The organism is Erwinia papayae, assembly GCF_058241465.1.
In genome coordinates this window covers 415054-440227 of record NZ_JBZCHT010000002.1, presented here as the reverse complement: position 1 = coordinate 440227, position 25174 = coordinate 415054, and the positions used below count along the sequence as shown (strand labels likewise).

Sequence of the window (25174 nt, the reverse complement as noted above, 5' to 3'; positions counted from 1 at the left end):
GTACGGTCGGTGAGCGGCTGACTTTTTAGTGCCACCCCAGCCATAAGAAAGTATCTTCATAAAAAGACACTTGACATCGATTTACAAAAAAAGTATCTTCTAGGTGAACTATAACATTCAGAAAGATCACCTCTCATGACTTTCAAAAGCCCTGTTGCTGAATCGTTACCAGAACCAGTTATCTGCGCCAGTTCTGACGGTCTTCTGGCTATGCTGGAGAAACAGGCTGCTCACCGGCCAGAAAATATCGCGGTGAAAGATGATTGCAGTTCGCTGAATTATCGTGATTTTTTTCAGACGATAAGGCGCAATGCCACCACTCTGCATTCAATGATTGATGAAAGCGTGGAGTTTATCGGGCTCTATTGCGACCCCTCCGTGGAGATGATTTGTGGTGCCTGGAGCATTCTGGCGGCCGGGCGTGGCTATCTTCCCCTCGCGCCGGATTATCCTGCCGAACGTCTGCGCTATATGATGCATGACTCCGGCATTAAGGTGGTATTAACACAAACGCATCTGAAAGCTCAGCTGGCGCATATCGCAGGCGCGGGGGTGAAGATTATCAGCTGTGACGAGCTTCAGGACGCCACCACAGACGCGCTGTCTCCGGTGTTACCTGTTCAGCGGGAGCCGCTGGCTTATATGATTTATACCTCTGGCAGTACAGGTAAACCGAAAGGTGTGGTGGTGACCGGCGCTAATATTTCTCATCAGATGGCCTGGTTGAAAAAAGAGTTTGGTTTTGATCATCAAGACCGGATTTTACAAAAAACACCGGTAAGTTTTGATGCGGCGCAGTGGGAAATACTGGCACCTGCTTTTGGCAGTCAGCTGGTGGTGGCAGCCAAAAACTGTTATCGCGACCCCGATGCGATGATTGAAACGCTGCAAAATCATCGCATAACCGTCTTGCAGTGTGTGCCCACTCTGCTTCAGGCACTGGTCGGGCACCCGCTCTTTCCGGATTGTCTGACGCTGAAAAAGGTGTTCAGCGGCGGAGAAATTCTGACCCGCAATCTGGCCGTAGAATTTTTTCAGCGTTTGCCGCAGGCGACTCTCACTAACTTGTATGGTCCAACCGAATGCACGATTAATGCCTCTTCCTTTACCCTCGAACCTGAATCCGTTGAAGGTTATCCGGATGCGATTGCGATAGGCAGGCCGGTCGCTGATACCCTTTACCATGTGCTGGACAGCGCAGGCGCGCCGGTTAAGCCCGGTGAGACGGGAGAACTCTACATTTCAGGTCTACAGGTGGCGCAAGGCTACTGGCAGCGCCCCGACCTGACCCGCGAGAAGTTTATTACGCTGCCGGGCAAAACCACTCCCGGCCACAATCGCCTGTACAGGACCGGCGACCTCGTCCGTCAGGACAGCAGCGGCAATACCTTTTTTGTCGGGCGTGCAGACAACCAGATTAAGCTGCGTGGCTACCGCGTGGAACTGGATGAAATCCGGCTGGCGATTGAAAACCATCACTGGGTTAAGACCGCCGCAGTGATAGTTAAACAGGATCCTCGCTCAGGTTTTCAAACGCTGATTGCCTGCGTTGAACTGGATAAGCGGCAGGCCGCCCTGATGGACCAGGGCAATCACGACAGCCACCATATCTCCAAATCCAGTAAGTTTCAGGTCCGGGCGCAACTCTCTAATGCGGGCTGCCGCCAGCTCTCTACTGAGCAGCGGGCGCAAAGCATTGCCTTAGCCTTTAAGGAGCCTGACCGCGAGCAGCGCAAAACCGCTTTTGGTCGCAAGACCTACCGTTTTTTTGCAGGCGGTACCCCTCTCACCGAGCAACGGCTGATCAGGGTGCTGAGCTGCCAGCCGCCAGCAGGCGAAGTACCGCCGGGCCAGCGCACATTGACTGCGGAGGCTTTCGGCAAAATGCTGCGTTATTTCGGGCAGTTTATTAATGAGGAGAGGCTGCTGCCTAAATATGCCTATGCCTCACCGGGCGCGCTGTACGCGACACAGCTCTATCTTGAACTGAGTGGTGTGGCAGGGCTGCCGACCGGCGTTTATTACTATCACCCGATTGAGCATCTGTTGGTGCCGGTTGCGCCACTGGTGGCAACCACCGAGCCCTGGATAAAACTGCATTTCATCGGCAACCGTGATGCCATTCAGCCGGTGTATAAAAATAATCTGCGCGAAGTGCTGGAGATGGAAGCGGGCCATATGCTGGGGCTTTTTGATCAACTGCTTCCTGAGTTCGGCCTGCACGCTGAGCGTTCAGCCTCGCAGAGAGGCGAGTTGCCCGTCTGGTATGAGGGTAAAGAGTATGATGACTACCTGGGCGGTTATCTGGTCAGTCGTCGCCCGGCCAGACCTGACGCGGCGCAGATTGAACGCTATCTGCAAATTCACCAACCCACTGGAGGGTTGCAACCCGGACTTTATGTTTTTCGTCAGGGCGCATTGCATTTTCTGACCAACAGCATGTTGCAAAAAAAGGATGTGATTGCCATTAACCAACGGGTGTTTGAACGGGCACCGTTTGGTATCAGCGTGGTGTGCAACGGCGCAGACCCTGATGAACATTACACGCTTGCCGGGCGTGAAATGCATCGGCTGCAATCAAATGACCAACTGCTGGGCATGATGTCTTCCGGCTACAGTTCGAAAAGCCAGCATGATCTGCCAGCGGCGGTAACCCTGCGCAGCATTCTGACGGAGAACAAGCTGCCGATGGATTGCTTATATTTTTGCCTTGGCGGGCCTGTAAGCGAGGCGCAGTATCTGCATGAGGGAATGAATGAGGATCGCATTCATATGCAGGGCCCGGTTGAGTTACTGAAAGAAGACCTGACGGCGCAGCTGCCGAAATATATGGTGCCGAATAAAGTCATCATTGTGGACAACCTGCCGCATACCGCCAATGGAAAGATTGACCTTCAGGCGCTAAAGGCGCGGACGGAATTGCACGAGACAGCGGATAGCGGTGAGAAAAAACCGCTCAGCACTGCGCTGGAACAGGCTGTCGGTAAAATCTGGTGTGTGGTGATGAAGTGGGAAACGGTTTTTGCCAACGATGATTTTTTTGAGGGCGGGGGAAATTCCCTTACCGCCGTGGCACTGGTTAATCGTATTAACCGGCATTTCAATATCAAACTGCCGTTACAGGTGATATTTCAGACGCCCACTATTTCAGGCCTGGCGGCAGCGGTTGCCGCATGCAGGCAGTCTGACGTGGACTGCTCGCGGCTGATCAAACTTAACGCCTTCAGCGAGCGTCCGGCGTTCTGCTGGCCGGGGCTGGGAGGCTATCCATTGAATCTCAAGCAGCTGGCTGAAAACCTGCCTGACCAGCGTGCTTTTTTCGGCGTTCAGGCTCTCGGCATTAATGAAGGGGAAGCGCCCCTGCAAACCATTCAACAGATGGCGCTGGCGGACATTGCGCAAATCAAAGCCGTGCAGCCGCAAGGGCCTTATACCCTGTGGGGATACTCCTTTGGCGCCCGTGTGGCGTTCGAAACTGCGGCACAGCTTGAAGCGCAGGGGGAAGAGGTTGAGACGCTCTGCCTGCTGGCTCCGGGGGCTCCTGTTACCCAGATGGAGCGTGAGCAGCGCTATGAGCATAAAGCCGCTTTTGATAATCCGGTGTTTCTGGCGATTTTATTTTCCGTCTTCGCCCATCAAATCGATGGCCCCTTGCTGGCGCGCTGCCTAGCGCAATGCCAGACGCGTGAAGCATTTATGGCTTTTATCTGTCAGCGTTTTCCCTTGCTGCATGAAGAGATCGTCGAGCGGATCATGCGTATTGTTGAAATCACCTATGACTTTAGCTATGCGTTCGATGAGCTACAAAATCGTCAACTGAACGCCCCGGTCACCATTGTTAAAGCGCAGGGGGATCATTACTCCTTCCTCGATAATGCGCCCGGCTTCAGCCTGCAACCGCCGACGCTGATTGAGCTGAATGTCGATCATTATGCCGTGCTCAAATCCCAGGGTATCGACGAGCTGTTGCAAAAATTACCCCCTGCTATTCATCACAAGGATAAAAAGTATGTTGAATAAAAAGCTGGCCCTGGAATATCAACCTGAAGTCAAAGATGCGCTTGAGCAGGGGCGTCCGGTCGTTGCCCTGGAATCTAACGTCATTACCCACGGGCTTAATTATCCTGACAACGTGGCCACGGCGCTGAAAGTTGAAGCGGCGGTGCGGGTCAGCGGCTCGGTTCCGGCAACCATTGGCATTGATGATGGCAAAATTCTGGTGGGGATGAATCATCAGCAAATAGAAAAATTTGCCACCACGCCAGATATTGCCAAGGTTTCAAGTCGCGACCTGCCATTTATTCTGGCAACAAAAGCAATGGGGGCGACCAGCGTGGCCTCGTCGCTGATTATTGCAGAGCTGGCCGGTATCCCGTTTTTTTCATCGGCAGGATTAGGTGGGGTGCATCGTGGTGCTGAAACCTCGATGGATATTTCAGCGGATCTGATTCAGTTAACGCGTTCAAAAGTGACGGTGGTCTGCGCGGGGGTGAAAAACATTCTTGATGTGGGACTGACGCTGGAATATCTCGAAACGCATTGTGTGCCGGTTGTCAGCTGGCAGACAGATGATTTCCCGGCCTTTTATTGTCGCAGCAGCGGTTTTAAAAGCCCGATGCGTATTGATTCCACTCAGCATCTTGCCAGCGCCATTGAGATTAATCGTCAGTTGCCTGGCTCTGCGGGACTGGTTATTGCCACTCCCACACGCGAAGAGGACGCGATTAACAGTGAGGAAATTCAGCAGGTGATCGACAGCGCCATATTGCAGGCCAGACAGAATGGAATAACCGGTAGCGGAGTAACAAAATTCATCATGAAAGCGACCGAGGAAATGACCGCCGGTCGCTCTGCCGAGGCTAATAAGGCGGTGTTGATTAACACGGCGCGAGTGGCAGGGGAAATCGCCATGGCCCATTACCTTTATTGCCAGAGCTTCAGCCAGTAATCAGGAGAAGACACTATGCCGCATATTAATCTGAGTTTTCATCAGGGCCCTGAAGAACATATCGATCTGGCGGATCTCTCCGCTGCTCTGAGCAACCTTATCACTGAAAAACTGGGCGTGGATGGTCAGTTTGTCTCTGTCACCATCGAGCCGGTGGACAAAAACCGGTGGTCGGAACAGGTGCTGGAAAAATATATCAATCAGCCGGGGTATCAGGTGATAAAACCGGTGGCGTATTGATAACCGCCGGTGCTGATTAAGGCAGTCTCAGCATCCGTGTCGGGCGCAGATCAGATATGAGGCGGGAACCGGGTAGCGCAAAGTCCTCACTCACTGACGGTATAAGTGATGCTGTTACGCCGTGGCTGTGTGGAACAGCTGAGAAGAACGATGCCTGGTGAAACAGGCTGTTAATGAAATAAAGGTGAAGTTGAATGGACACGAAGATTTCCGCAAGCGTACTGCTGGCCGGACTGTTTTTTTCTGTCGCCGCGATGGCCGCGCCAGCCAGCAACGACGAGGTGGTTTCCCTGATTAACCAGCGTCTGTCTTATATGAAAGACGTGGCGGGATATAAAGCAAATAATCACCTTGCCATTGAAGATTTATCCCAGGAAAGCAAGGTACTTTCCGCCTCCGTCTCTGAGGCGGAGAAGCTGGGCCTGGACGGGGAGTCGGTGAAACCTTTTATTCAGGCACAGATGGATGCCGCCAAAGCGATTCAGTATCGCTATCGCGCAGACTGGCTGTCGACCGTGGAAACAGGCTGGCAGCCACAACCTCTGGATCAGGTACGTTCAAAAATCAGCCTGTTAAGCACCCGCATTCTTAGCGGAATTGGCACCAGGTTAAGCCGTGGAGAGCGCTTTAACGATAAAAAGGCTTTTATGAACTCACTGAATCAGAAGCATTTAAACGCCAGTGACAAAGCCCGTTTGTGGCAGACGTTGGGCCAGATCACCCTGAAAAAACGCAGCGATAAATAACCGGCAGGGCTCTGCCGACAGGAAGGCGGCGGTTTCTCCTCGGTGTGATAAACAGGGCTGATAAAACGGCTGTGGGTAGAGCATCTTATTTCCAGTGATAAGTGAACACTGTATTGCTGGATAAATTTTAATGAGCAGACATAAGTGCTATTTGTTACAGGAAGAGGGATGGGTAAAAACCTGATATTCAGGGCGGTGATGGCCCTTACTACTGGCGCGTTTCTGGGCTGGGCGGTTGGAAAAACATCAGATATTTTCGGCCTGTCTTTAAGCAATGATCAGATAGTGCTGGCTGTTGCCCTGTTTGTCGTAATTATGGACCGGCTTGTATTTTCTCAAATTATCAAAAAAAGCAAAAAAGGGTGGTCAGCTTGCTCCCTGTGAAACAACTGTCTGACCGTAGCACAGGATAATGAAAAGCCAGTCTGCGCTGACAGCAGGGATAACGCTGCGACCGGATAACTCCATATAGCAAGCTGTAGCCGGGAAAACAGGCCTTCCCCGAAAACCGTTCAGAGCGCTAAATCAACCCATACAGCAGCATGATCGGATGCGGCATTGACCGGTTTTTTCAGCTCCGGATAGGTTTCCCATTTCACCGGACGTACACCGGGCCACATCCCTTTGCGCCAGACGCCGCCTTTTTCCACTTTCTGCCACAGCGCAGGCGAGAGCAGAATGTAGTCGATTTTACCGGCAGCAGTACAACTCCCCCAGGTACCGGGATATCCGCCATTGTCGAACTGTTGGTGGGTAAAAACGTCTTTCAGGTCGGTGTCACGAAGCAGGGGTGCCAGCGGTTCGCTGTCCGGCGTATCATTAAAATCGCCGCTGATGGCGATAAGCGTAATGCCCTGCTGAATGCGTTGCTGGTAGATCGCTTTTACGCGTTCCGCTTGGGCGCGGCGGCGGCTGTCTGAACTGCTTTTACCGCCGTAGCCTTTACTTTTCAGGTGATTCACTATCACCAGCAGCGTTTCCCCTCCGGGAAGTGGAATGGCAAACTCAGGACAATCGCGGGAGAAGATCAGCGCGCCAGCTTTATCTTTGTCATCCACATGACTGCGCATGGTATCAACAGGGAAAGACGCAGCGGTCATCAGACCGACGTCGATTCCCCGCTCGTCATTGCCATCGATAACCATAACGTGCTCAAAAGGTTGACCGTTACGCGCGGGCAGCATCTCGTTATTAAATGCCAGCAGAGCGGGCCGGTTTTCCGCTTCCACCACGGTCAGCAGGTCGGCATGTAAATCCACCATTACCTGAGCGGTCAGGCCCATCGCCACTTCATCGACCGGAGCGCGACGCAGTTCCAGAGAACCTACCCAGTCAGCACGCCCGTCGGAAACAATGCTGATGCCCGCCCCCTCTTTCTGCCGGGTCAGCAGTTTGCCGCGGTTACGCCGCAGGATCACAAAGGGGCCGGTATCCGATTTTTGCAGGCCCAGCTCATTCATCAGAGAGACCATCTCTTTTTTGATCGTCGCCGTGTAGGTTGTTTCACCCAACAGTTGATTGAGCCGGGCAAACTTTTCCAGAGTCGGTTTACCTGACTGCCACTCCCCCTGGTTCATGGCCCTCGCACGATCAAAGAGGTTTTCTACATTGAATGAAGCCAGACGCATGTGTCTCTCCTGATAGGGTTTCTGCCTGCCTGTAGTATGTACCCGGCCGTTAAATTTACCAGGGGGTGCAGTCCTGAGGCGTCAGTGTGATGCTATTCTGCCGGGTTTATATGACAAAGATACGGCTCTGCTGACCGGTTGTTGCCCGCCTGATGCCTGAGGCAGAAAAGCGGGATATATTCATCGAAAAAAAGTCTGCTGCAACTATTTCCAGACTGCGGCTGATTAAATTTTTCTTTTCATTTTTCTTTCTGGAAAGAGTTGGGTAATCAGGCTTCTTAATTCACCAAGATTTTTAAAACAAGTAGCAACCATTTCCCCGGCTTTATAACTGTAAAGAATAGATTTGAACGGGACATTTTCTCCGGCGTGTTTTCCGCCCGCAATGTCAGCCATATATTTGACGTAATCTTTAAATTCTTCAGGCGTTATGCCCTTTTCGTCATCAAGGAAATCATTAATGAAATCCTTGTGCGGTATGTTATCAAAAGCCTGTAACGGTGGGATGGTGTTGTATTGAGGGCAGACTTTATCAATATAGGGCGCGATACTGACTTGCACCTCGGGGCCAGATTCCCGCCAGGCGATAAAATGACAACGACGGGAAAACTGCGCCGTATCAGTATCGATAATCCGGCAAAGCGTCTGACGAAGCGGTTTATCCCACTCTTTTGTATAATCGCTTTCAAACTCTTTGAATTCAATCAGGATATTGGAAGAGGCGGTTCCGGCAAAAAAATCAGCAAATTTTCTGTCCTGCGAACCAGAAAAATTTCCGATGCTGATGGGTTCGTTTTTTTTATATCTGTCACTGAATTTATCTCTTAATACCGCAGAGAAAAAATCGATAACCTGTGATTCACCAATTTTTCTTTTGGCATTCATTTTATTTTCCGGACGATCATCACATCACTTTATACCGTGCCTCATTATCGAATTTTTCAGGTCACAATCAAGAAATATTGATATTTTTTCATGAGCCAGAAAACGAATTTATTCAGGATGCAGTATCTTTTCAATCTGCGCTGTACTGAGCGTGACCGCAAAAAAGCGGCGATAAAACGCTCTGGTTTCCTGCACCATATCAATATCAGCAAAGTGCTGTGGATAAAGTGTTTTTGCCAGCCAGAGAATTTGCAACGCGCTTTCGCTGGTTTCCCGACACCACCAGAATAATCCCTGCGGATTGGTATAAACACGCTGATGCTGTACCGCTGAGGTTCCCTGCCATGCCGGGTTCCCTCTGATGGCGGTGGCATCCCTGGCGTTCATCGCCACAATCACCTGCGGATTAGCCGCCACTATTTTCTCCAGCGGCACTTCTCCTGCACCGTTTTTTTTCGCCGGAAACCAGCTTTCTGCCACGTTTTCCGCACCCGCCACATCCATCCAGTCCTGATTAAGTGAAGGGCGGCCACTGGTGATGAGCGGGCTGCCCATGCTGTGATAAACCCTCACCCGCTCGGTGTCAGGCAAATGACGCAGCCGTTGCCTGACAAGGTTGAAATTACGGTCAAAGTAAGCCTGATAACGCCTGTCCTGCGCTTGTGCATCCGGCCCCAGCGCCTGAGCGGTCAGGGTAACCCGCTGACGTAGCGCCGTCAGAGAGTTGGCCGGCAGCGCCAGCGTTTTGATACCGGCGCGGGCCAGCCCCCCGGCCTGCGAGAGATGCATGTTTTGCGGAATAATCAGCAGCTGTGCCCGCAGGGCAATCACCTGCTCAGGGTGGATCTCGTGCGCACTGGTCACACCAACCACCGGGACCCGAATAATGTCGGGATAGATCTGACGAAAAAGAGGAATGCGTTGTGCCACCGCCGAGGTACCAACGATATTCCGGCTGTAGCCCAGCATGGCAATAATGGTGCTTTGCGCAGGCCACGGCGTGGCAACGCGTATTTCGCTGTGGTTTTCGCTGCCTGCAAGCGCAAAGCCGCAGAACAACATCACTCCCGCCATCAGCGCATATCTCAGGTGTTGCAGAATATTCATCGGGTGCTCCTGCTATTCAGAAATCAACGGTTACGGTGGCGCGGATTTCCCTGCCCGCCCCGGCGAATGCGCTGGCGGAGCCGCCGTTGCCGTCGCTGTCCGAAGGAAACAGAGAAGCCCAGTAATGTTTATTGCTGATGTTTTTGACGCTCAGCCGAGAGGTGGTGGGCAGGTTATTCAGCCTGGAGGTATAGCGTGCACCCAGATCCAGGGTGGTGTAGCTGGCTGTCCAGTAAGTATTGACCTGGTTCGCCGCTCGTTTACCGGTGTAGTGAAGGTTGGCACTGTACACCCAGGCGGGCAGAGCGGGCAGGCTGTATTCCAGCAGGACATTAGCCTGTATTTTTGCCACGCCAACCACCCGTTTATTGCGGGTGCTGTCATACAGGGTATTTTTCAGCCTCGGGTCGAGGAAGGTGATGCCGCTGTAGATATTCAGCTGTTGCCAGACATTGCCACTGGCGGTGAGCTCCACGCCTCTGTTGCGCTGTTCGCCCTGTTCTTTGTAGCGATTATCAGCGGGATCGACATAAGCGAACGGGCGTTGCAACCAGAACAGCGCTGCCCCCAGGTTAATGTCGTTAAATTCGCTTTTCAGTCCGGTTTCGTATTGCCTGCTGCGATAGGGGTTAAGCGTTTGTCCCTCATTAACAATGTTTTGTCCGGTCGGCGCGGTGCCACCCTGTTCCAGTGAATCCGCATAGCTGATGTAAGCCATGACGGAAGGGGTGATTTTGTAAAGCAGCGCGGCCATCGGACTGAAACCATTATCATTGATTTCTTTGGTCTTCTGGCCCTGTCGGTTGTAGTTGCGGGTGGACAGCCAGCTGTGGCTGAGATAGATCATCGCTGACCACTGCGGGGTAAATCTGAGGGTGTCGCCCACGGTCAGGCTCTGCTGGCTGTTCTCGCTGGATTTATAACGTGCGCCCTGTCTGATGATGCGGCCTGCTGCCGGTTCCTCTAATGGCGCGGGGTCAAAGAAGGACGTTTCACCCAGGTTGTAACGTTGACTGGCCCCTTTCGCCGCGTATATGGACCAGATATATCCACTGGTGGCGAGGGCCAGATCATGCGTCAGGCTGCCCGTTTGCAGATGCCCATTCAGCGTAAGCATGTTGCTCAGCACCCGAAAGCGACCGGCTGCGGCTGAATCACTCAGGGAGCGCGACAGCGTACCATTGCTGTCGCTCAGCGTGCCGGAAACCGAGCGCATCGCCCGGTCCGCCTGCTGATATCCCACGCCAGCTGTCATTGACCAGCTGTCATTAAAATAGTGGAGCAGGTGGGTGCTGACGGTATCGGTGGTCAGCACGCTACCGCTGGTGGGCAGGGTGTAGTTTTTGTTTTTACTGTCGGGTGCGGCGGGCAACGGGATAGTGTCGCCGTAGCTGAAGCTACCCGTCATGCCTTTCTTGATAAACTGATAGTGGCTGACATCCAGCTGGAGCTGCGTCCCCGGCTGAATATTCCAGTCCAGCGCAAGGGCGGCCAGTTTGCGACGCCGCGTGCTGTCAGCCACACTCCCTTCGCCATCTTCATTCAGCAGATTCAGACGATAACCTACGCTATCAATATGCCCGGCAAAGTCTGCGTGGCCCTGCCAGCTATTGCGACTTTGGTAGCCTACGGTGATGCGGTTCAGCGTCTCTGCGCCAGCACGTTTGGCGGTAAAATTAAACTGTCCGGCCGGGCTGGCAGGCCCGTACAGCGCGCCGGTCAGGCTGTTAAGCACATCAAGCCACGCCAGCATCTCTACCGGAAACGCCGTGGTGGCGACAATATTCAGTCCGTCGAGACGGCTGTTAGCCACCACGCTGCCCTGCATGCCACGACTTTGTGGCCGGCCAACATCCATGCCGCCACGCGCCTGCATCTGGCTGGAGGGCGCATACCTGAGTAATTCACTGACGCTGTTATCCTGCTGATTGGTCAGCATCTCACTGGTAATGGTGTTGGCAGACCACGGGGCCTCAATCCAGGGCAGATTACCCACAGGGCCGACGCTGATATCCTCAGTGACAAAACCCGCACCGGCCTGATTGTCTGCCTCTGTGCAACAATCAGGGGATGCGATGACCGTTATCTGTTTCTCTTTGGTAAAAACGTTATCTGTTGTGGGCTGCGAGGGGGATTGGGATGATGCGGCTGAGGCCATCCCGGCCTGAGCGGCCAGCAGTGTGGCCAGAAAGATCTTGTCCATAAGTTCTTTTCCGTTGTGTAAATGATTATATTTCGACCACTCCTGACGATACAGGCGCAGGTAATTCAATTCTGCGAGGCACATCGCTTAACGGTAAGGACTGTTCAGCTGCTCGATATTATGTGAGCAGCGCGGTCAGCAGATTTCGGACGCCGTTCACCGCCGGATCGCGCTGGTTGTCCAGACGCATGGCCAGATCCACGGAAAACGTCGGCAAAGCAAGAGGGCAGTCCACCACCGTCAGGGCGGTTCTCTCTGCCAGCGCCTCTGCGGCATGGGCGGGCAGGGTGGCGATGGCGTCTGTCTCGCCAATCATCCACGGCAAGGCCGCAAAATGCGTGGTCGAGGCAATGACATGGCGGGTCAGCGCCAGCTCTGCCAGCTTCTCATCGACAATACCGATGAAGCCGCCTGAAGAGACCAGAATATGCGGTCTGGCAAGGAAATCGGCCAGTTCAAAAGGACCGTCAGGCTTACCGGCCAGCAGGCAGCGGTAACGGCCGGTTCCTGACAGTTGTCGGCTCAGCAGAGGGGATTTGATTCCGCCGGAAGTTATCGCAAGATCGGCCTGGCGCAGTATCAGCATCTCCTCCACCAATTGCGCATAAGTTTGCCTGAACTGAATGCGTAATCCCGGCATTTGCTGGCGAACAGCGGCGATGATCGCACTGCCCCAGGCAAGTTCAAAATCATCTGACAGGGCCAGAATCACCGTGCGTCCCTGCCAGCCGGATGTTTCAGCAGAAAAGGCTGACAGCGTCAGGCGGCACTGATTGAGAATGTCAGAAATGGGCTGCTTCAGTTCGCTGGCCCTGGCGGTCGGGCGCAGACCCCGTCCGGTGCGTTCAAACAGCCGGTCATGCCAGACCAGACGTAATCTTCCCAGCGCCGCGCTGACCGCAGATTGCGTCAGTCCCAGACGCACTGCGGCCCTGCCCGCGCCGCCTTCCTCATACAGGGCTTCAAACACTTTCAGCAGGTTCAGATCCAGTCTGCTGATATCAATTTTATTCATATCACTTAGCGTCCCGGAATGATTGATTGATGACTCAATCTATCTCAGCATGGTGAAAAAATCACAGGAGAATCATCATGTCGCTATCCGTTGTTGCCGCATTACAGATGGGGTCGCATCCCGCCGGAAAAGCCGCCACCCCGGCGGAGATCCTGAGTTATGAAGATGAGATCCGCCGTCAGAACATCAGCTTGGTGGTGATGCCGGAAGCCTTGCTGGGGGGCTACCCGAAAGGCAGTAATTTTGGTACCTGGCTGGGGTTCCGACTGCCGGAGGGGCGCGACGCATTTGCTGATTATTACGCCAATGCCATTGACGTTCCTGGCCCGGAGTGTGACGAGCTGGCGGCTTTTTCTGCACGCAGTGGCGCCGATTTGGTTATCGGCGTCATCGAACGTGACGGCAGCACGCTCTATTGCAGTTCGCTGTTTTTCTCCCCGCAGGTGGGACTGGTGGCGAAGCATCGCAAGCTGATGCCAACCGGGACCGAGCGTCTGATCTGGGGGCAGGGCGACGGCTCGACGCTGCCGGTGGTGCAAACCGCCGCGGGTAAAGCGGGCAGTGCTATTTGCTGGGAAAACCATATGCCACTGTTGCGCGCAGCCATGTATGCCAAAGGAGTGGAAATCTGGTGTGCGCCCACCGTTGATGAACGCGATGTCTGGCGGGCTTCGATGCGGCACATTGCGCACGAAGGGCGCTGTTTTGTGATCACCGCCTGCCAGATTCAGCCTTCTCCGGCCGAACTGGGCATAGAGGTGGCGGGCTGGGAGCCACAGCGCGCATTAATTAATGGCAACAGTATGATCGTCGGGCCGCTGGGCGAGGTGCTGGCGGGGCCGATGACTGGCGTTAGCGGCCTGCTGGTGGTGCAAATCGACAGCGCTGAGTTGGTCCGTGCGCGTTATGATTTTGACGTTTCCGGACACTACTCGCGCCCTGATGTGTTCTCGCTTCAGGTGGATGAGCGGGCGAAACAGAACGTCACTTTCCTCAGATCGTAGCCAGCCAGTAAAGCAACGTCAGACGAATCCACTGAAAAAATTGTTGCAGGACTGTTATCATCACCGCTGGCTTATACAGGGCAGAATAAGATGGCGGGGATGGTTTTATTGCCTGGCGTAATGTGTGATGCCGGGCTGTGGCAGGAGATGGTAGCCGACCTGGCAGGATACGGGCCGTTGATTTATGGTGATTTATCCCGCGACGCTTCGCTGGAGAAGATGGCGGCGAGGTGCCTTTCTCAGGCTCCTGAACGTTTTACGCTGGTCGGATTCTCAATGGGCGGATTTGTGGCCCGAGAGATGATTCGACAGGCTCCCGAGCGGGTGCAGCGTTTGATCCTGATTGCCACGTCCAGCCAGCAGGACAGCCCACAAACCCGTGCTGTTAAAGTCGCCACTGCAAAATCACTGTCGGGTAGCCAGGGGGCTTTTCATGGCCTTGGGCAAAAGGCTATCGCGTTGTCACTGAGTGCAGACCATGCCAGTGATCCCGGGTTGCAGTCACAAATCCGGCAGATGAGTCTGCGGATGGGCAAAGAGGCATATTGCCGTCAGTTACTGATGGACCGTCACAGCGATACACATCTGTTAAACCAAATCTCTTGTCCGACGCTGGTGATCGCGGCTGCCGGGGACAGGATGCGCAGCCTGGAGGAGTCGCAAATAATATATCGACTTATTCCTGATGCCACGCTGGAAATCATTGATGATTCAGGGCATATGCTGCCGCTGGAACAACCCGCTTCTCTTACCAGATGTATCTGTCGCTGGCTGTCCGACACGCCAGGATAAAAATTTACTAAATAAATTGCAGAAATCCGCTCAAAAAATAGTGTGAAAGGGTAAATTAGCGGGGGTCCTGTTACAGAGAGCATGGATGCAACGGGGCAGTTACTGAAAGCATGAATTGGGAAGAGATGGTACGAATGAAAAAATGGTTACTGGCGCTGGGCCTGGCGCTGTGTGCGTTGTACGCCAGTGCGGCGGAAAATAGCGATCCTCAGACTACCAGCAAAAATTTTTACAGTTGGTATCTTGCTGCACTGAATAAAGAAGAAAGCCCAATAGATGAGCATGATCCGTTACTGAACGACTATGTCACGCCCCGGTTGTTGCAAAAAATCAACGTGCTGATCAAAAGTCCGGATGGCATGGAGGATGACTATTTTTTGCAGGATCAGGATTACAGCGATGCCTGGATTGATCACGTCAGCGTCAGTCGTTTCACCATTGATGGCGATACTGCGTCAGGGGATGTCGTTCTCGGCAACGATCCCAGCGATCAGCAACTGTTGCTGGTCACTTTGCACCGGGATCGTCATGGCTGGCGGATTGATGATGTGGTTAAAGAGAATAAATAAGTCGCGCGGCACTCAAAGCCGCCCGACAAACTGTTGGCTGAGCCTGTCCAGCAGTTCATAACGTTTACGGTATTCCGAACGCTTTTTGCTGACCACCTCGTCCAGCGGCTTGCGCGGAAATGTCATTGGGATGGCATAGAGCTGAGCCGACAGCGGTACGGCATGGAGTGACTCCCAGAACTCGTTATAGCTGGCGTGAAACAGGCTCTTTTTCTTCAGACGATAACGCAGGCTACGGAAAATATGTCCGTGATCACTGACCGCCTGGATTTGCACTACGCCGGTTGCCTGGCAAAATAACAGCAGTGTTTCCATCAGCAACCGTTTGGGGAACAGGCCATAACAGGCTTTGGTCGCTTCGCGAATACGTTCATGTGGGGTGTCTCTGTGTGCCCCCTGAATACCGCCGATCACCACCACCGGGTTTCCGTTCTGACACACAACGGCAAAGGTCAGCATCGCCAGCTTCTCGCCATCGACGCTGACGAACAGATTAACTTCTCCTTCACGTTCACAGCGACCGGTGCAGGCCAGCGTAATGCTGAAGTGCTCGCCATTTTTACCGTCGAACTGCAACAACTCAACGCCTTGCGCCGTCAGCATCGCCTCTCTGAGGCGCGGCGACGACAGATTTTTAATGAAATCATAATGATCGATGACGGCCTGCACGCGTTGCATCACCGGCATCCCCCCATAGAGATAAGGGCGGTGAATCTTACTGGGTAAGGTGTGCTGGACGGAGAGAATACTGCGCATCACCGGCTCGGCGGTAATGGCATTGACCAGACGATGAGTCTGGGCGGGCCAAATCAGCGAACGCATCAGATACTTAACACGATATTCACGGTCATACCACAGTTTACCCGGCTTGAGCCTGCCCGAAACCAGGGATAAGAAGAATGTGAGACTGCTCTCCGGATGAGGTAAAAAAGTGGTATCAGACATGTTAAGTATTCCAGGGGTCAAAAGCCCAGTGAAACACCCCAATCTTCAACATCAGATAAATGATAAATTTGTCGTTAGCTGTCTTTATAAATGGTTGATGAGGTGTTTAAATTAGGGCAACTAAAGGCAAATTATTATGTTGTTTTCGGAGCGGGAATATTGCGCAGTGTCATTATGTTGTGATGATTTTTCACCGGAAATGTCATCATGATATGTGGTCTGGGCTGAAAACTATTCTGAATTGAGACAGGCAGGACGATGATGTTAGCAGGTGTACTTTTTGCTCTGGCAGCAGGGCTGATGTGGGGACTGATCTTCGTTGGCCCGCTGCTGGTGCCGGACTATCCCGGCGCGTTGCAATCTGTCGGGCGCTATGTTGCTTTTGGCATGATTGCGCTGCCGCTTGCCTGGCGCGATCGCCACCGCCTGAAACTGCTGGCTTGCAGCGACTGGATTGAAGCCCTGAAGCTGGCGCTGGTTGGCAACCTTCTTTATTACACCTGCCTGGCCAGTGCCATCCAGCGCACTGGCGCACCGGTATCCACCATGATTATTGGCACGCTGCCGGTAGTGATCTCCATCAGCGCGAATCTACTGTATGGCGGTGAAGATGGCCGGTTACCCTGGCTGAAGTTAGTTCCCGTATTGGTGCTGATCGCTGCCGGACTGGGGTTGGTTAACGTGGCGGAATGGCAGGCAATGGGGCAGCAAAACGATTTGCTGCGTTATCTCAGCGGCATCCTGCTGGCGCTGGCGGCAATGGTTTGCTGGACATGGTATCCCCTGCGTAACGCCCGCTGGCTGCGTGAACATCCGGGCAGCAAAGCCACCACCTGGGCTACTGCTCAGGGAATCGCCACCTTACCCCTGGCAGTGATGGGGTATCTGCTGGTGAATATGCAGCTGCACTTCAGTCGTCCTGATTTTCCCCTGCCGCTTGGGCCACGACCGGCAATATTTCTGGCATTGATGCTGGCTATTGGTCTGTTCTGTTCCTGGCTGGGAGCGCTGTGCTGGAATGAAGCCAGCCAGCGGCTGCCAACGGTTCTGGTGGGTCCGCTGATTGTTTTCGAGATACTCGCCGGTCTGGCTTATACCTTTATATTACGTCACAGCTGGCCTGGACTGCTGACCAGTGTTGGTATTGGCTGCCTGGTCGTTGGGGTGGTGCTGGCCACGCGAATCAAACCGCAACCACTGGTTCGAAAAATCGCTGCCGTTAAATGAATCAGGCACCCTTCTCGCCGGGATATAAACAAAGAACGGAACTTTTCCGGGCAAAAATTTGTGACGTTTGCCTCATTTTTGCACAATTACGATATCAGTTTCTTTGGAGTGGCAGTCATGGTTTGCCTGCCACAAGGAACAATTGTTCCGCTATCAGAATAATCGCTAATCCTATTCTTTGCTTTTCAGGGACAGTCAATTTGTTCTACTCATTTCCTCCCGCAGAATTAACCAGACTGTCTTCGTCCCTGTGAGCCATCATTAACTCAAATTTCTTTGGTCTCGCTCTGGTTAATAATGGCTATTATCTTTCCGAACACATTAACCACAGAGAGATAAAAGAGTCATCATTGTTTAGTCATTGCTGGATAATGAATCAAACGTTAAGTGTTTTTACTGAGTTTTATCTTCGGTTAGTGGTGAGAGGGGCATCGCCTTTCCTGACGTTATGGCCGTAAATACGCATATTCTCGCCATGAGAGCGCGCAGGGCACAGCAGAGTTCGTAGACATAGCAGGAAACAGATTATCTTATCTGCCGCCAGAAGAGACATAATCGTCAGTGATGCTAATGTAGTAATAAGCACATCTCTCTCAGCTACTGAGAGAGATGTGCTTCTATTCTACTGATATTGCAGGTTAAATTTGACGTGCGACGGATGTGGCGCCCGGATGGACGTTGAGTTTAATGATTAACAATACAGAAAATATGTCGTTCAAAAAAGGCACTAAACTTAAGAACAATAACCAGAATATTTAAAATTCATACTGTCAAAGAAGACATTTATGCCAGCCGCAATTAATGATTTTCTAAGTTATAAGGATAGTGATAAACACTGCGACTAATATCCATCAACCGGCAGCTGCGTCGGGTGCCGATCTCAAAGGTTTCCTGTAAAAAATTAACTGCCTGAAGTTTCTCATTGGTAGTAAAGAAGTTTTTCATCACGCTTTGCAGCATTTCCTTATCTGAGGACAGAGTTTGCAGCTCGCGCTCCATCGTGTGAACTTTATCCTCCAGGTCTTTGATTTTCCTGCCTTCCTCTGAGAAAAGGCCAGAATACTTCTTTTTCCAGCTGTAAAAGGTGGCTTCAGAAATCCCCAGTTCTTCACAAATCTCTTTCACTTTAACGCCACATTCCGATGCTTTAATAGCACTGGTGATTTGCTCTTCGGTATATCGTGACTTTCTCATAAATGCTATTACCTTTCTTAACTATAATGTGATGAGAACGATTTCATTAATTAATGGATCTAAATAATCCATAAATTAGTTCAGTCTCGTTAAGTACGCGATTTGAATTGAATGCTTTACGTTAAGGTATTATGAAGAAATATCATCATGGGATTTCTCCTATTTTATTTGTCATGGTGCCAGTTGACTTTCGATATTTCGTTTTTTGTTATAAATTCTTTTCACGTCGTCAGGCATTGGCTGAACGTAATTAAGAATAATCCCCAGGATAGTTCCTGTGTCTCTGCTATTTATTAGTCAGGTGTTTTAAATATGCTTCACTTGAATTAAGTCCGACTGAGATCGGAATATTCCTGAACGGAGCGTATGGCAGCAATAAAAACTAAAAATAAGAGCGGTCTGGTTTTTTTGTAATCTTATTTTCAGATTCCTTTTTTTTCGGGTGTCTGACGTAATTTTTTTCTCTTCCAGACAAGGATGTACGCAGTTTGGCATTAAGTTAAGTACGACAAAGGATGCTCCAATGAAATACAGTGTTGTATCAAACGCCGCCTGGATGATGTCTGAAAAAGTGGTTTCAGTTTTCGGTGTGATATTTGTAACGTCCTATGTGGCTAAATCATTTGGGCCATCTGTATTCGGACAAATAGCATTTTCTGCCTCGCTTTTTTCTATTATTCAGACAATTGCTATATTCGGTACGGAAACCATTCTGTTTAAAAGTATCAGTAAGAGTGTAAATCGAGGGACGCGCCTGATGGCTGTTGCTAAGCAGCTACGTATAACATTGTTATTATTACTGTCCGTGCCGGTATTAATTTATGTCTGGTTGATGATGCGGGAAAATTTTTTGATTTTCACCGTGGCATCTTTCCTGTCTGCCATTTTTGTCACTCAGGATATTTTCAGCGTCTATAACAATGCACGACTGGAATCGCGCATGAATACCCTTGCTAACGCAACGGGAATGATACTGAGCTTTACCATCAGCTTTACCATCAGCTTTACCATTGCCTGGCTGAGGCTCAGCCCATTGTGGTTGTCTCTGTCTGTCGTGTCGGTCACGCTGGTACCGTACCTGATTAAGCGCACTCTGTTTTATCAGGCCAACAGCATCAGCTCGCCACCAAAGCGGAAGCAGCGTAACTATCTGCGCTATCTGCTGCACGCCGGATTGCCGTTGGCGATTTCCAGCGTGTTTATCTCCGTTCAGGTCAGGCTGGCGCAGTTTTTCCTGGTCGGCGTCGGTTCTGCCCATCAGTTAGGGCTGTTCACCGCTGCAAATACGATTTCTGCCTCGTGGATATTTATCCCGGTGGCTCTTATTACTTCCAGCTTTGCTGAAATTTTCAGGGAGCGTAAGGAGGTTGCGATACAGCTGGCCGCCAGGCTGAATGGCTATGTTATGGCGGTATCATTACTGATGCTTCTGCTGGTGGCATTGTCAGGGGAGCATCTGATTCGTTCCCTGTACGGGCATGATTACTCCGCGTCCGGCGATCTGGTTACGCTGTTGTCACTGGCAACCTGTTTTTCGGCAATGGGCACCGTCGCTTATCGCTATATGGTGAAAGAAGGTGGGTTCAATTATCTGCTGATAAAAATTATTTTGCTGGTAATGATAAGCGTGGTGACCAACTGGTACTTCATTCAGCATTGGGGATTAACAGGAGCAGCCTGGAGCGTGCTCATTACTGAGATTTTGTCTCTGACCGTAATGAATTATTTCTTTAAGAATGGTGTCATTCTTAAAATACAACTTTCCTCACTCAACTACAAAACATACAAACTGAGGCAAAAATGTTAAAACTCAAAACACAATTGAGAAAAAGCATCTCGTATATTTTTAAGAAAATGCCGTGGGTTTATCAGGACAGAATCAATTATTTTCGTAAATTTAAGAGGTTGCCAAATATATATCAGCCGAAATTATTTAATGAAAAAATACTGCATCGTAAATTTGTTACGGGTGATCATGTTCGTTATGGCATTCTTTCAGATAAAATTTTAGTGAGAGATTACATAGCAAAAACGATTGGTGACAAGTATCTGATTCCTATGATACATGAAACATCGCAACCGATTACGTTGCTGGAGCTGAAGTCATTAAAGAATACAGTCATCAAACCGAATCATGGCTCCGGAATGGTCGAAATTGTGCTTGAGGAGCCGGACTGTATAAAAAAGCAATTGCTGATTAAGCAATGCGAAGAGTGGTTAAGCCGTGATTTTTCTCTGGAAGCGCGCGAAATTCATTATCGCTATATCAAGCCACGCATCCTGGTTGAACAATATGTCGGCGACGGTAAATTCGCCGCAGTGGATTATAAATTCCACATGTTTAATAAGAAAAATGGCCATTTTGAGTATGTTTTGCAGGTTATCTATAACCGTGTCGGCGCGGCACCTTTGTCAATGAGCTTTTATGTAAATAACCTCAAGACCTGTTTTTACAAAATTCGCGATACCGGGTTTGATACCAGTAGCGAGATGCCGTCGCTGGAAAAAGCGCTGGAATTAAGTAAAAAGCTGGCGGCGGACTTCGATTATGTCCGGGTTGACTGGTATATCAATGAAGGACAAATCTATTTTGGCGAACTGACTTTCACGCCGGGCGCAGGCCTGGTGACTGGCCTGGATCAGGGGCTGAATGAAATGATGGGCAACATGTGGGAGCAGGACCGCAAAGCGCAAAACGCCGAAAAGGCGGGCAGCCTTGTTACTGCATTGCCGGTGATGCTGAAAAAAGTTTAATCACAGGTCAGTCTTGCCGCCGCCCTCTTCAGAGCGCGGCGGGAAATTTTTACGGCATTGGGTAGTCAGTTGGGGTGTGGCTCATCACATCCACAAAGACATCTTTAGTGATGTGCCAGAAATTGAGCAGATTTTCCATGCTCAGAGTGATACCCAGCAGGCCGGTGACGAACCAGCAGGACATACCGATGCCCACGCCGGTGAAAACAAAAGCCATACCGTTATGGCTTGCCTGACGGCATTTCACGTTGAAGGTGCTGGCCAGAAACATCATTACTGCACTTAACAGTTCCCATCTCATTAACACCAGGCTGGCGGTTAGGGTACCCATTTCTTTTGCAAACTCCGCGACAAATCAGGCCTGACAGTGGATTTTCATCACAATTCAGGTAAGAAAGTTGCCAGGAATGCTTTTCACCTGAACTGACCAGTCAGTCAAAGAAGTGTGACGAAGGTCACATTATATCAGCCATTTTCAAAAACTGAACACTTTTAAGGCGTAATCAGGTGGTTTTTTACGCCGGAAATGTCAGCCGAGTTCGGGATGGGGCTGCTCAATGGGTAACAATGCGGCGACGCATGGTGTGACTATAGGCGGTGGGCGTCAGAGAAAACTGCCGCCGAAAAACACGGCAGAAGGTCTGCTGTGAATCGTAACCATACTGCATGGCGATGTCGAAAACCGGACGTTGGGTCTGGCGTAAGGCTTCTGCGGCCAGGGTCAGACGACGTTCGCGAATATAGCCCCCCAGCGTCTGCCGGGTTACGGTGCGAAACATACGTTGCAGATGCCATTTCGAATAGCCGGATTTTTCCGCCACCTTATCGATAGACAGTGTTTTATCCAGATTACTGTCGATCCAGTTGGTGAGCGTGTTGATGATTTGATCATGCATACGTTGTGTTCTCCCTGGTTTCTGACGACTGGCCTGTTGGTCATTGGATAATGGGTAACTTTCTTTCGCCTTCGTAATGGCTGCTGAGTATAATTCCTCAAGTTAACTTGAGGTAAAGCGTAAAGATGAAAAAAAATCTTCACTCTCTGAACAAACGTGAGCTGACCCCCGGAGATGTGGCCCGGCGTTGTGGGGTGGCGGTTTCGGCATTGCATTTTTATGAAAGCAAAGGATTAATCAGCAGCTTCCGTAACGGCGGTAATCAACGGCGCTACAACCGCGACGTGCTCCGGCGGGTGGCGATTATTAAAATCGCTCAGCGTATTGGTATTCCGCTGGCAACCATTGGCGAGCATCTGATGCAGTTTCCAGTGAGTAAGCGCATGTCACCAAAAGAGTGGGCGGTGCTGTCGGCAAAATGGCGCGAAGAGCTGGACGATCGCATCAATACGCTGACCCGCCTGCGTGAAGATCTTGATGGCTGCATTGGCTGTGGTTGCCTGTCTATGGCCGATTGTCCGCTGCGCAATCCTGATGACCAGTTGAGCGCGCGCGGGACCGGGGCGATCCTGCTGGAGCCTGCCAGCGACTAGCGACGTCTATACTGAGGGTTCTTCGTTTCACACAAGGACCGGTTATGATCACTGTTCATCATTTGAATAACTCCCGTTCACAGCGTGTTTTGTGGATGCTTGAGGAACTGGAGTTGCCCTGGCAAATCAAACTTTACCAGCGAGAAAGCACCATGCTGGCCCCGGAGGCATTGAAAAAAGTTCACCCGCTGGGCAAATCCCCGGTGATTACTGACGGTAACCGCACTATCGCGGAATCCGGGGCGATCCTTGAATACCTTCAGGAACGATACGACAGCGAAAACCGACTGACACTTTATGATGAGGATGCCCGTTTGCAGTCTCGTTACTGGCTGCACTATGCCGAAGGTTCGCTGATGCCGCTGCTGGTGATGAAGTTGATCTTCAGTCGGCTGGGTAAGCCGCCGGTGCCCTGGCTGATGCGCCCGATAGGCAACGCATTTGCTAAAGGGGTCGGGAAGGGCTATCTGGATAAGCAGCTTGCCACCCACCGTGATTTTATTGAGCAACATCTGGCGGGCCATGAGTGGTTTGCCGGATCGCGGTTCAGTATTGCTGATGTGCAGATGAGTTTTCCATTGCAGGCGCTTAGTAGTCGTGGTGGTGCGGCTGATTCCCCGGCTATTCAGGCGTGGCTGGGGAAAGTTAAACAGCGTGCCGCCTGGCAACGTGCAGTGCAGAAGGGCGGCGAAGTTCATCTGGACTGATTTCCCGTAGCATCAGACTTTCATCCTGCCAGGTGCCCCTGTGTCCATAAGAAAGTGCTATTAGGATACGCTTTGCGGGATGGGTAGAGTCTTTTCTGTTAAGAGCCAGCGTTCTGACATTAACTTATGCACGGTCAGGAGTTGAAAGTGCATTGATAAAGGCAGGATAATCGTTTGCCTTTCCATAAATGATAAGAAATCTCAGGGGAATTTCTCAATGTCTACTCCTTCTTCTCAGGCCGGCGGTTCGCTGGATGCCTGGTTTTCTATTTCTGCACGTGGCAGTTCCGTTCGTCAGGAGGTGGTAGCAGGTCTGACTACCTTCCTCGCGATGGTCTATTCGGTGATTGTAGTGCCCTCAATGCTGGGCAAAGCGGGCTTCCCGCCAACCGCCGTATTTGTTTCCACCTGTCTGGTGGCCGGTTTTGGTTCTTTAATTATCGGGCTGTGGGCCAACCTGCCGATGGCGATTGGTTGTGCGATCTCACTGACGGCCTTTACCGCCTTCAGCCTGGTACTGGGACAACACATCAGCGTGCCAGTGGCGCTCGGCGCGGTCTTTCTGATGGGGGTGCTGTTTACCCTTATTTCCGCCACCGGTATTCGCGCATGGATTTTACGCAACCTGCCGATGGGTGTGGCGCACGGAACTGGCGTGGGTATTGGCCTGTTTCTGCTACTGATTGCCGCTGATGGTGTGGGGCTGGTGGTAAAAAATCCGGCACCCGGCCTGCCTGTGGCGCTGGGTAATTTTGCTTCTTTTCCGGTGCTGATGTCGCTGCTTGGGCTGGCGGTTATTTTTGGCCTGGAGAAACTGCGCGTGCCGGGCGGTATCCTGCTGACAATGATTGTCATCTCGGTTGTAGGCCTGTGTTTTGATCCAACGGTGAAATATCAGGGGCTGTTTGCCATGCCTTCCCTGTCAGATGCTCAGGGTCATTCACTGGTATTCAGCCTGGATATTCTCGGCGCGCTGAAACCTGCGGTACTGCCGAGCGTACTGGCGCTGGTGATGACTGCCGTATTTGATGCCACCGGCACCATTCGTGCGGTAGCGGGCCAGGCAAATCTGTTGGACAAAGAAGGGCAGATTATCAATGGCGGCAAAGCCCTGACCACGGATTCGCTGAGCAGCGTGTTTTCAGGCCTGGTAGGCGGCGCACCAGCAGCGGTGTACATCGAGTCGGCGGCGGGTACGGCAGCCGGTGGCAAAACCGGTCTGACGGCTATCGTGGTTGGCGTGTTATTTCTGCTGATCCTGTTCCTTTCTCCGCTTGCTTACCTGGTTCCGGCCTATGCCACAGCCCCCGCATTGATGTATGTGGGTTTACTGATGCTGAGCAATGTGTCGAAAATTGACTTCAGTGATTTTGTCGATGCGATGTCCGGCCTGCTGGCTGCGGTGTTTATCGTTCTGACCTGTAACATTGTGACCGGCATTATGCTGGGGTTTGGTTCACTGGTGATTGGTCGTATTTTCGCCGGAGAATGGCGCAAGCTTAACCTGGGCACCGTGGTGATTGCCGTGGCGCTGGTGGCCTTTTACGCAGGAGGCTGGGCGATTTAACTCTTCTTCCAGAGGCCGGGCATCCGGCCTCTGTTCTCTGTCATTTTCCTCTTTTTTCTCCGCATCTGCGCACATCCTGTTTTTAAACGGCTTATATTTTTGTTTTACTATTCCTCTGCGCCTGCCCCAGGCAGGATTGTGGCACACACTGGAA

The 25174-nt window shown here is 51.6% G+C and carries 23 protein-coding genes; 14 read left to right on the top strand and 9 right to left on the bottom strand.

The genetic code is table 11. The annotated features are described in order from the left end of the window. Positions 1-135 precede the first annotated feature (135 nt). The 5 genes from AC3RPL_RS01975 to AC3RPL_RS01955 all read left to right on the top strand — a co-directional run bounded on the left by AC3RPL_RS01975 (position 136) and on the right by AC3RPL_RS01955 (position 6318). Entirely contained in the window at positions 136-4020 is a 3885-nt protein-coding gene (locus tag AC3RPL_RS01975) for an amino acid adenylation domain-containing protein (RefSeq protein WP_490738785.1), read from the top strand. Further along, the gene (locus tag AC3RPL_RS01970; RefSeq protein WP_490738784.1) at positions 4010-4948 is read left to right on the top strand and encodes a pseudouridine-5'-phosphate glycosidase; all 939 of its coding nucleotides are present in this window, start codon (positions 4010-4012) and stop codon (positions 4946-4948) included. The genes AC3RPL_RS01975 and AC3RPL_RS01970 overlap by 11 nt, the downstream gene beginning before the upstream one ends. Positions 4949-4963: 15 nt before the next feature. Further along, positions 4964-5188: a tautomerase family protein gene (locus AC3RPL_RS01965; RefSeq protein WP_490738783.1), complete on the top strand. Its 225-nt coding sequence runs from the start codon at positions 4964-4966 to the stop codon at positions 5186-5188. 194 nt (positions 5189-5382) lie between these two features. Beyond that, the gene (locus tag AC3RPL_RS01960) at positions 5383-5934 is read left to right on the top strand and encodes a chorismate mutase (protein WP_034932927.1); all 552 of its coding nucleotides are present in this window, start codon (positions 5383-5385) and stop codon (positions 5932-5934) included. Between the two features lie 168 nt (positions 5935-6102). Then, entirely contained in the window at positions 6103-6318 is a 216-nt protein-coding gene (locus tag AC3RPL_RS01955) for a hypothetical protein (RefSeq protein WP_490738782.1), read from the top strand. Between the two features lie 128 nt (positions 6319-6446). On the opposite strand, the gene AC3RPL_RS01950 is transcribed toward AC3RPL_RS01955, so the two are convergent. The 5 genes from AC3RPL_RS01950 to AC3RPL_RS01930 all read right to left on the bottom strand — a co-directional run bounded on the left by AC3RPL_RS01950 (position 6447) and on the right by AC3RPL_RS01930 (position 12772). Continuing rightward, positions 6447-7562: an endonuclease/exonuclease/phosphatase family protein gene (locus AC3RPL_RS01950; RefSeq protein WP_490738781.1), complete on the bottom strand. Its 1116-nt coding sequence runs from the start codon at positions 7560-7562 to the stop codon at positions 6447-6449. 225 nt (positions 7563-7787) lie between these two features. Further along, positions 7788-8447, bottom strand: coding sequence for a hypothetical protein (locus AC3RPL_RS01945; protein WP_490738780.1), 660 nt, complete (start codon positions 8445-8447; stop codon positions 7788-7790). Between the two features lie 108 nt (positions 8448-8555). Continuing rightward, on the bottom strand, positions 8556-9554 hold the full coding sequence (locus tag AC3RPL_RS01940; protein WP_490738779.1) for an ABC transporter substrate-binding protein: 999 nt from the start codon (positions 9552-9554) through the stop codon (positions 8556-8558). A 16-nt stretch (positions 9555-9570) separates the two neighbouring features. Next, entirely contained in the window at positions 9571-11757 is a 2187-nt protein-coding gene (locus AC3RPL_RS01935; RefSeq protein WP_490738778.1) for a TonB-dependent receptor, read from the bottom strand. A gap of 118 nt (positions 11758-11875) precedes the next feature. Continuing rightward, positions 11876-12772: a LysR family transcriptional regulator gene (locus AC3RPL_RS01930; protein WP_490738777.1), complete on the bottom strand. Its 897-nt coding sequence runs from the start codon at positions 12770-12772 to the stop codon at positions 11876-11878. 77 nt (positions 12773-12849) lie between these two features. Between AC3RPL_RS01930 and AC3RPL_RS01925 the strand changes: the two genes are divergently transcribed. The 3 genes from AC3RPL_RS01925 (at position 12850) to AC3RPL_RS01915 (ending at position 15137) form a co-directional block, all read left to right on the top strand. Then, on the top strand, positions 12850-13776 hold the full coding sequence (locus AC3RPL_RS01925; RefSeq protein WP_490738776.1) for a carbon-nitrogen hydrolase family protein: 927 nt from the start codon (positions 12850-12852) through the stop codon (positions 13774-13776). A 90-nt stretch (positions 13777-13866) separates the two neighbouring features. Next, entirely contained in the window at positions 13867-14568 is a 702-nt protein-coding gene (locus AC3RPL_RS01920) for an alpha/beta fold hydrolase (protein ID WP_490738775.1), read from the top strand. 134 nt (positions 14569-14702) lie between these two features. Next, on the top strand, positions 14703-15137 hold the full coding sequence (locus AC3RPL_RS01915) for a DUF3828 domain-containing protein (protein ID WP_490738774.1): 435 nt from the start codon (positions 14703-14705) through the stop codon (positions 15135-15137). Between the two features lie 12 nt (positions 15138-15149). Here AC3RPL_RS01915 and AC3RPL_RS01910 read toward each other — a convergent pair whose 3' ends face one another. After that, complete coding sequence (locus AC3RPL_RS01910) at positions 15150-16082, bottom strand: VirK/YbjX family protein (RefSeq protein WP_034932899.1); 933 nt, start codon at positions 16080-16082, stop codon at positions 15150-15152. A gap of 261 nt (positions 16083-16343) precedes the next feature. On the opposite strand from AC3RPL_RS01910, the gene AC3RPL_RS01905 reads away from it, so the two are divergent. Then, positions 16344-17309: a DMT family transporter gene (locus AC3RPL_RS01905; RefSeq protein WP_490738828.1), complete on the top strand. Its 966-nt coding sequence runs from the start codon at positions 16344-16346 to the stop codon at positions 17307-17309. A gap of 798 nt (positions 17310-18107) precedes the next feature. On the opposite strand, the gene AC3RPL_RS01900 is transcribed toward AC3RPL_RS01905, so the two are convergent. Continuing rightward, positions 18108-18503: a transposase gene (locus tag AC3RPL_RS01900; protein ID WP_490738773.1), complete on the bottom strand. Its 396-nt coding sequence runs from the start codon at positions 18501-18503 to the stop codon at positions 18108-18110. A 523-nt stretch (positions 18504-19026) separates the two neighbouring features. On the opposite strand from AC3RPL_RS01900, the gene AC3RPL_RS01895 reads away from it, so the two are divergent. Both AC3RPL_RS01895 and AC3RPL_RS01890 read left to right on the top strand, forming a co-directional pair. Continuing rightward, complete coding sequence (locus AC3RPL_RS01895; RefSeq protein WP_490738772.1) at positions 19027-20310, top strand: MATE family efflux transporter; 1284 nt, start codon at positions 19027-19029, stop codon at positions 20308-20310. Then, positions 20304-21257, top strand: a complete 954-nt coding sequence (locus AC3RPL_RS01890) for an ATP-grasp fold amidoligase family protein (RefSeq protein ID WP_490738771.1) — start codon at positions 20304-20306, stop codon at positions 21255-21257. Before AC3RPL_RS01895 ends, AC3RPL_RS01890 begins: the two co-directional genes overlap by 7 nt. A 49-nt stretch (positions 21258-21306) precedes the next feature. On the opposite strand, the gene AC3RPL_RS01885 is transcribed toward AC3RPL_RS01890, so the two are convergent. Together AC3RPL_RS01885 and soxS are read right to left on the bottom strand one after the other, a co-directional pair. Further along, the gene (locus AC3RPL_RS01885) at positions 21307-21588 is read right to left on the bottom strand and encodes a YjcB family protein (protein WP_034932894.1); all 282 of its coding nucleotides are present in this window, start codon (positions 21586-21588) and stop codon (positions 21307-21309) included. Between the two features lie 223 nt (positions 21589-21811). Then, the gene (gene soxS / locus AC3RPL_RS01880) at positions 21812-22153 is read right to left on the bottom strand and encodes a superoxide response transcriptional regulator SoxS (RefSeq protein WP_490738770.1); all 342 of its coding nucleotides are present in this window, start codon (positions 22151-22153) and stop codon (positions 21812-21814) included. A 125-nt stretch (positions 22154-22278) separates the two neighbouring features. Between soxS and soxR the strand changes: the two genes are divergently transcribed. From soxR to AC3RPL_RS01865, 3 genes are all read left to right on the top strand, one after another. Further along, the gene (gene soxR / locus AC3RPL_RS01875; protein ID WP_490738769.1) at positions 22279-22746 is read left to right on the top strand and encodes a redox-sensitive transcriptional activator SoxR; all 468 of its coding nucleotides are present in this window, start codon (positions 22279-22281) and stop codon (positions 22744-22746) included. A 44-nt stretch (positions 22747-22790) separates the two neighbouring features. After that, positions 22791-23453, top strand: a complete 663-nt coding sequence (locus AC3RPL_RS01870) for a glutathione S-transferase family protein (protein ID WP_490738768.1) — start codon at positions 22791-22793, stop codon at positions 23451-23453. Positions 23454-23670: 217 nt separating this feature from the next. Next, positions 23671-25020 (top strand): NCS2 family permease, encoded by a 1350-nt coding sequence (locus AC3RPL_RS01865; RefSeq protein ID WP_490738767.1) that lies wholly within the window; start codon positions 23671-23673, stop codon positions 25018-25020. Positions 25021-25174 lie beyond the last annotated feature (154 nt).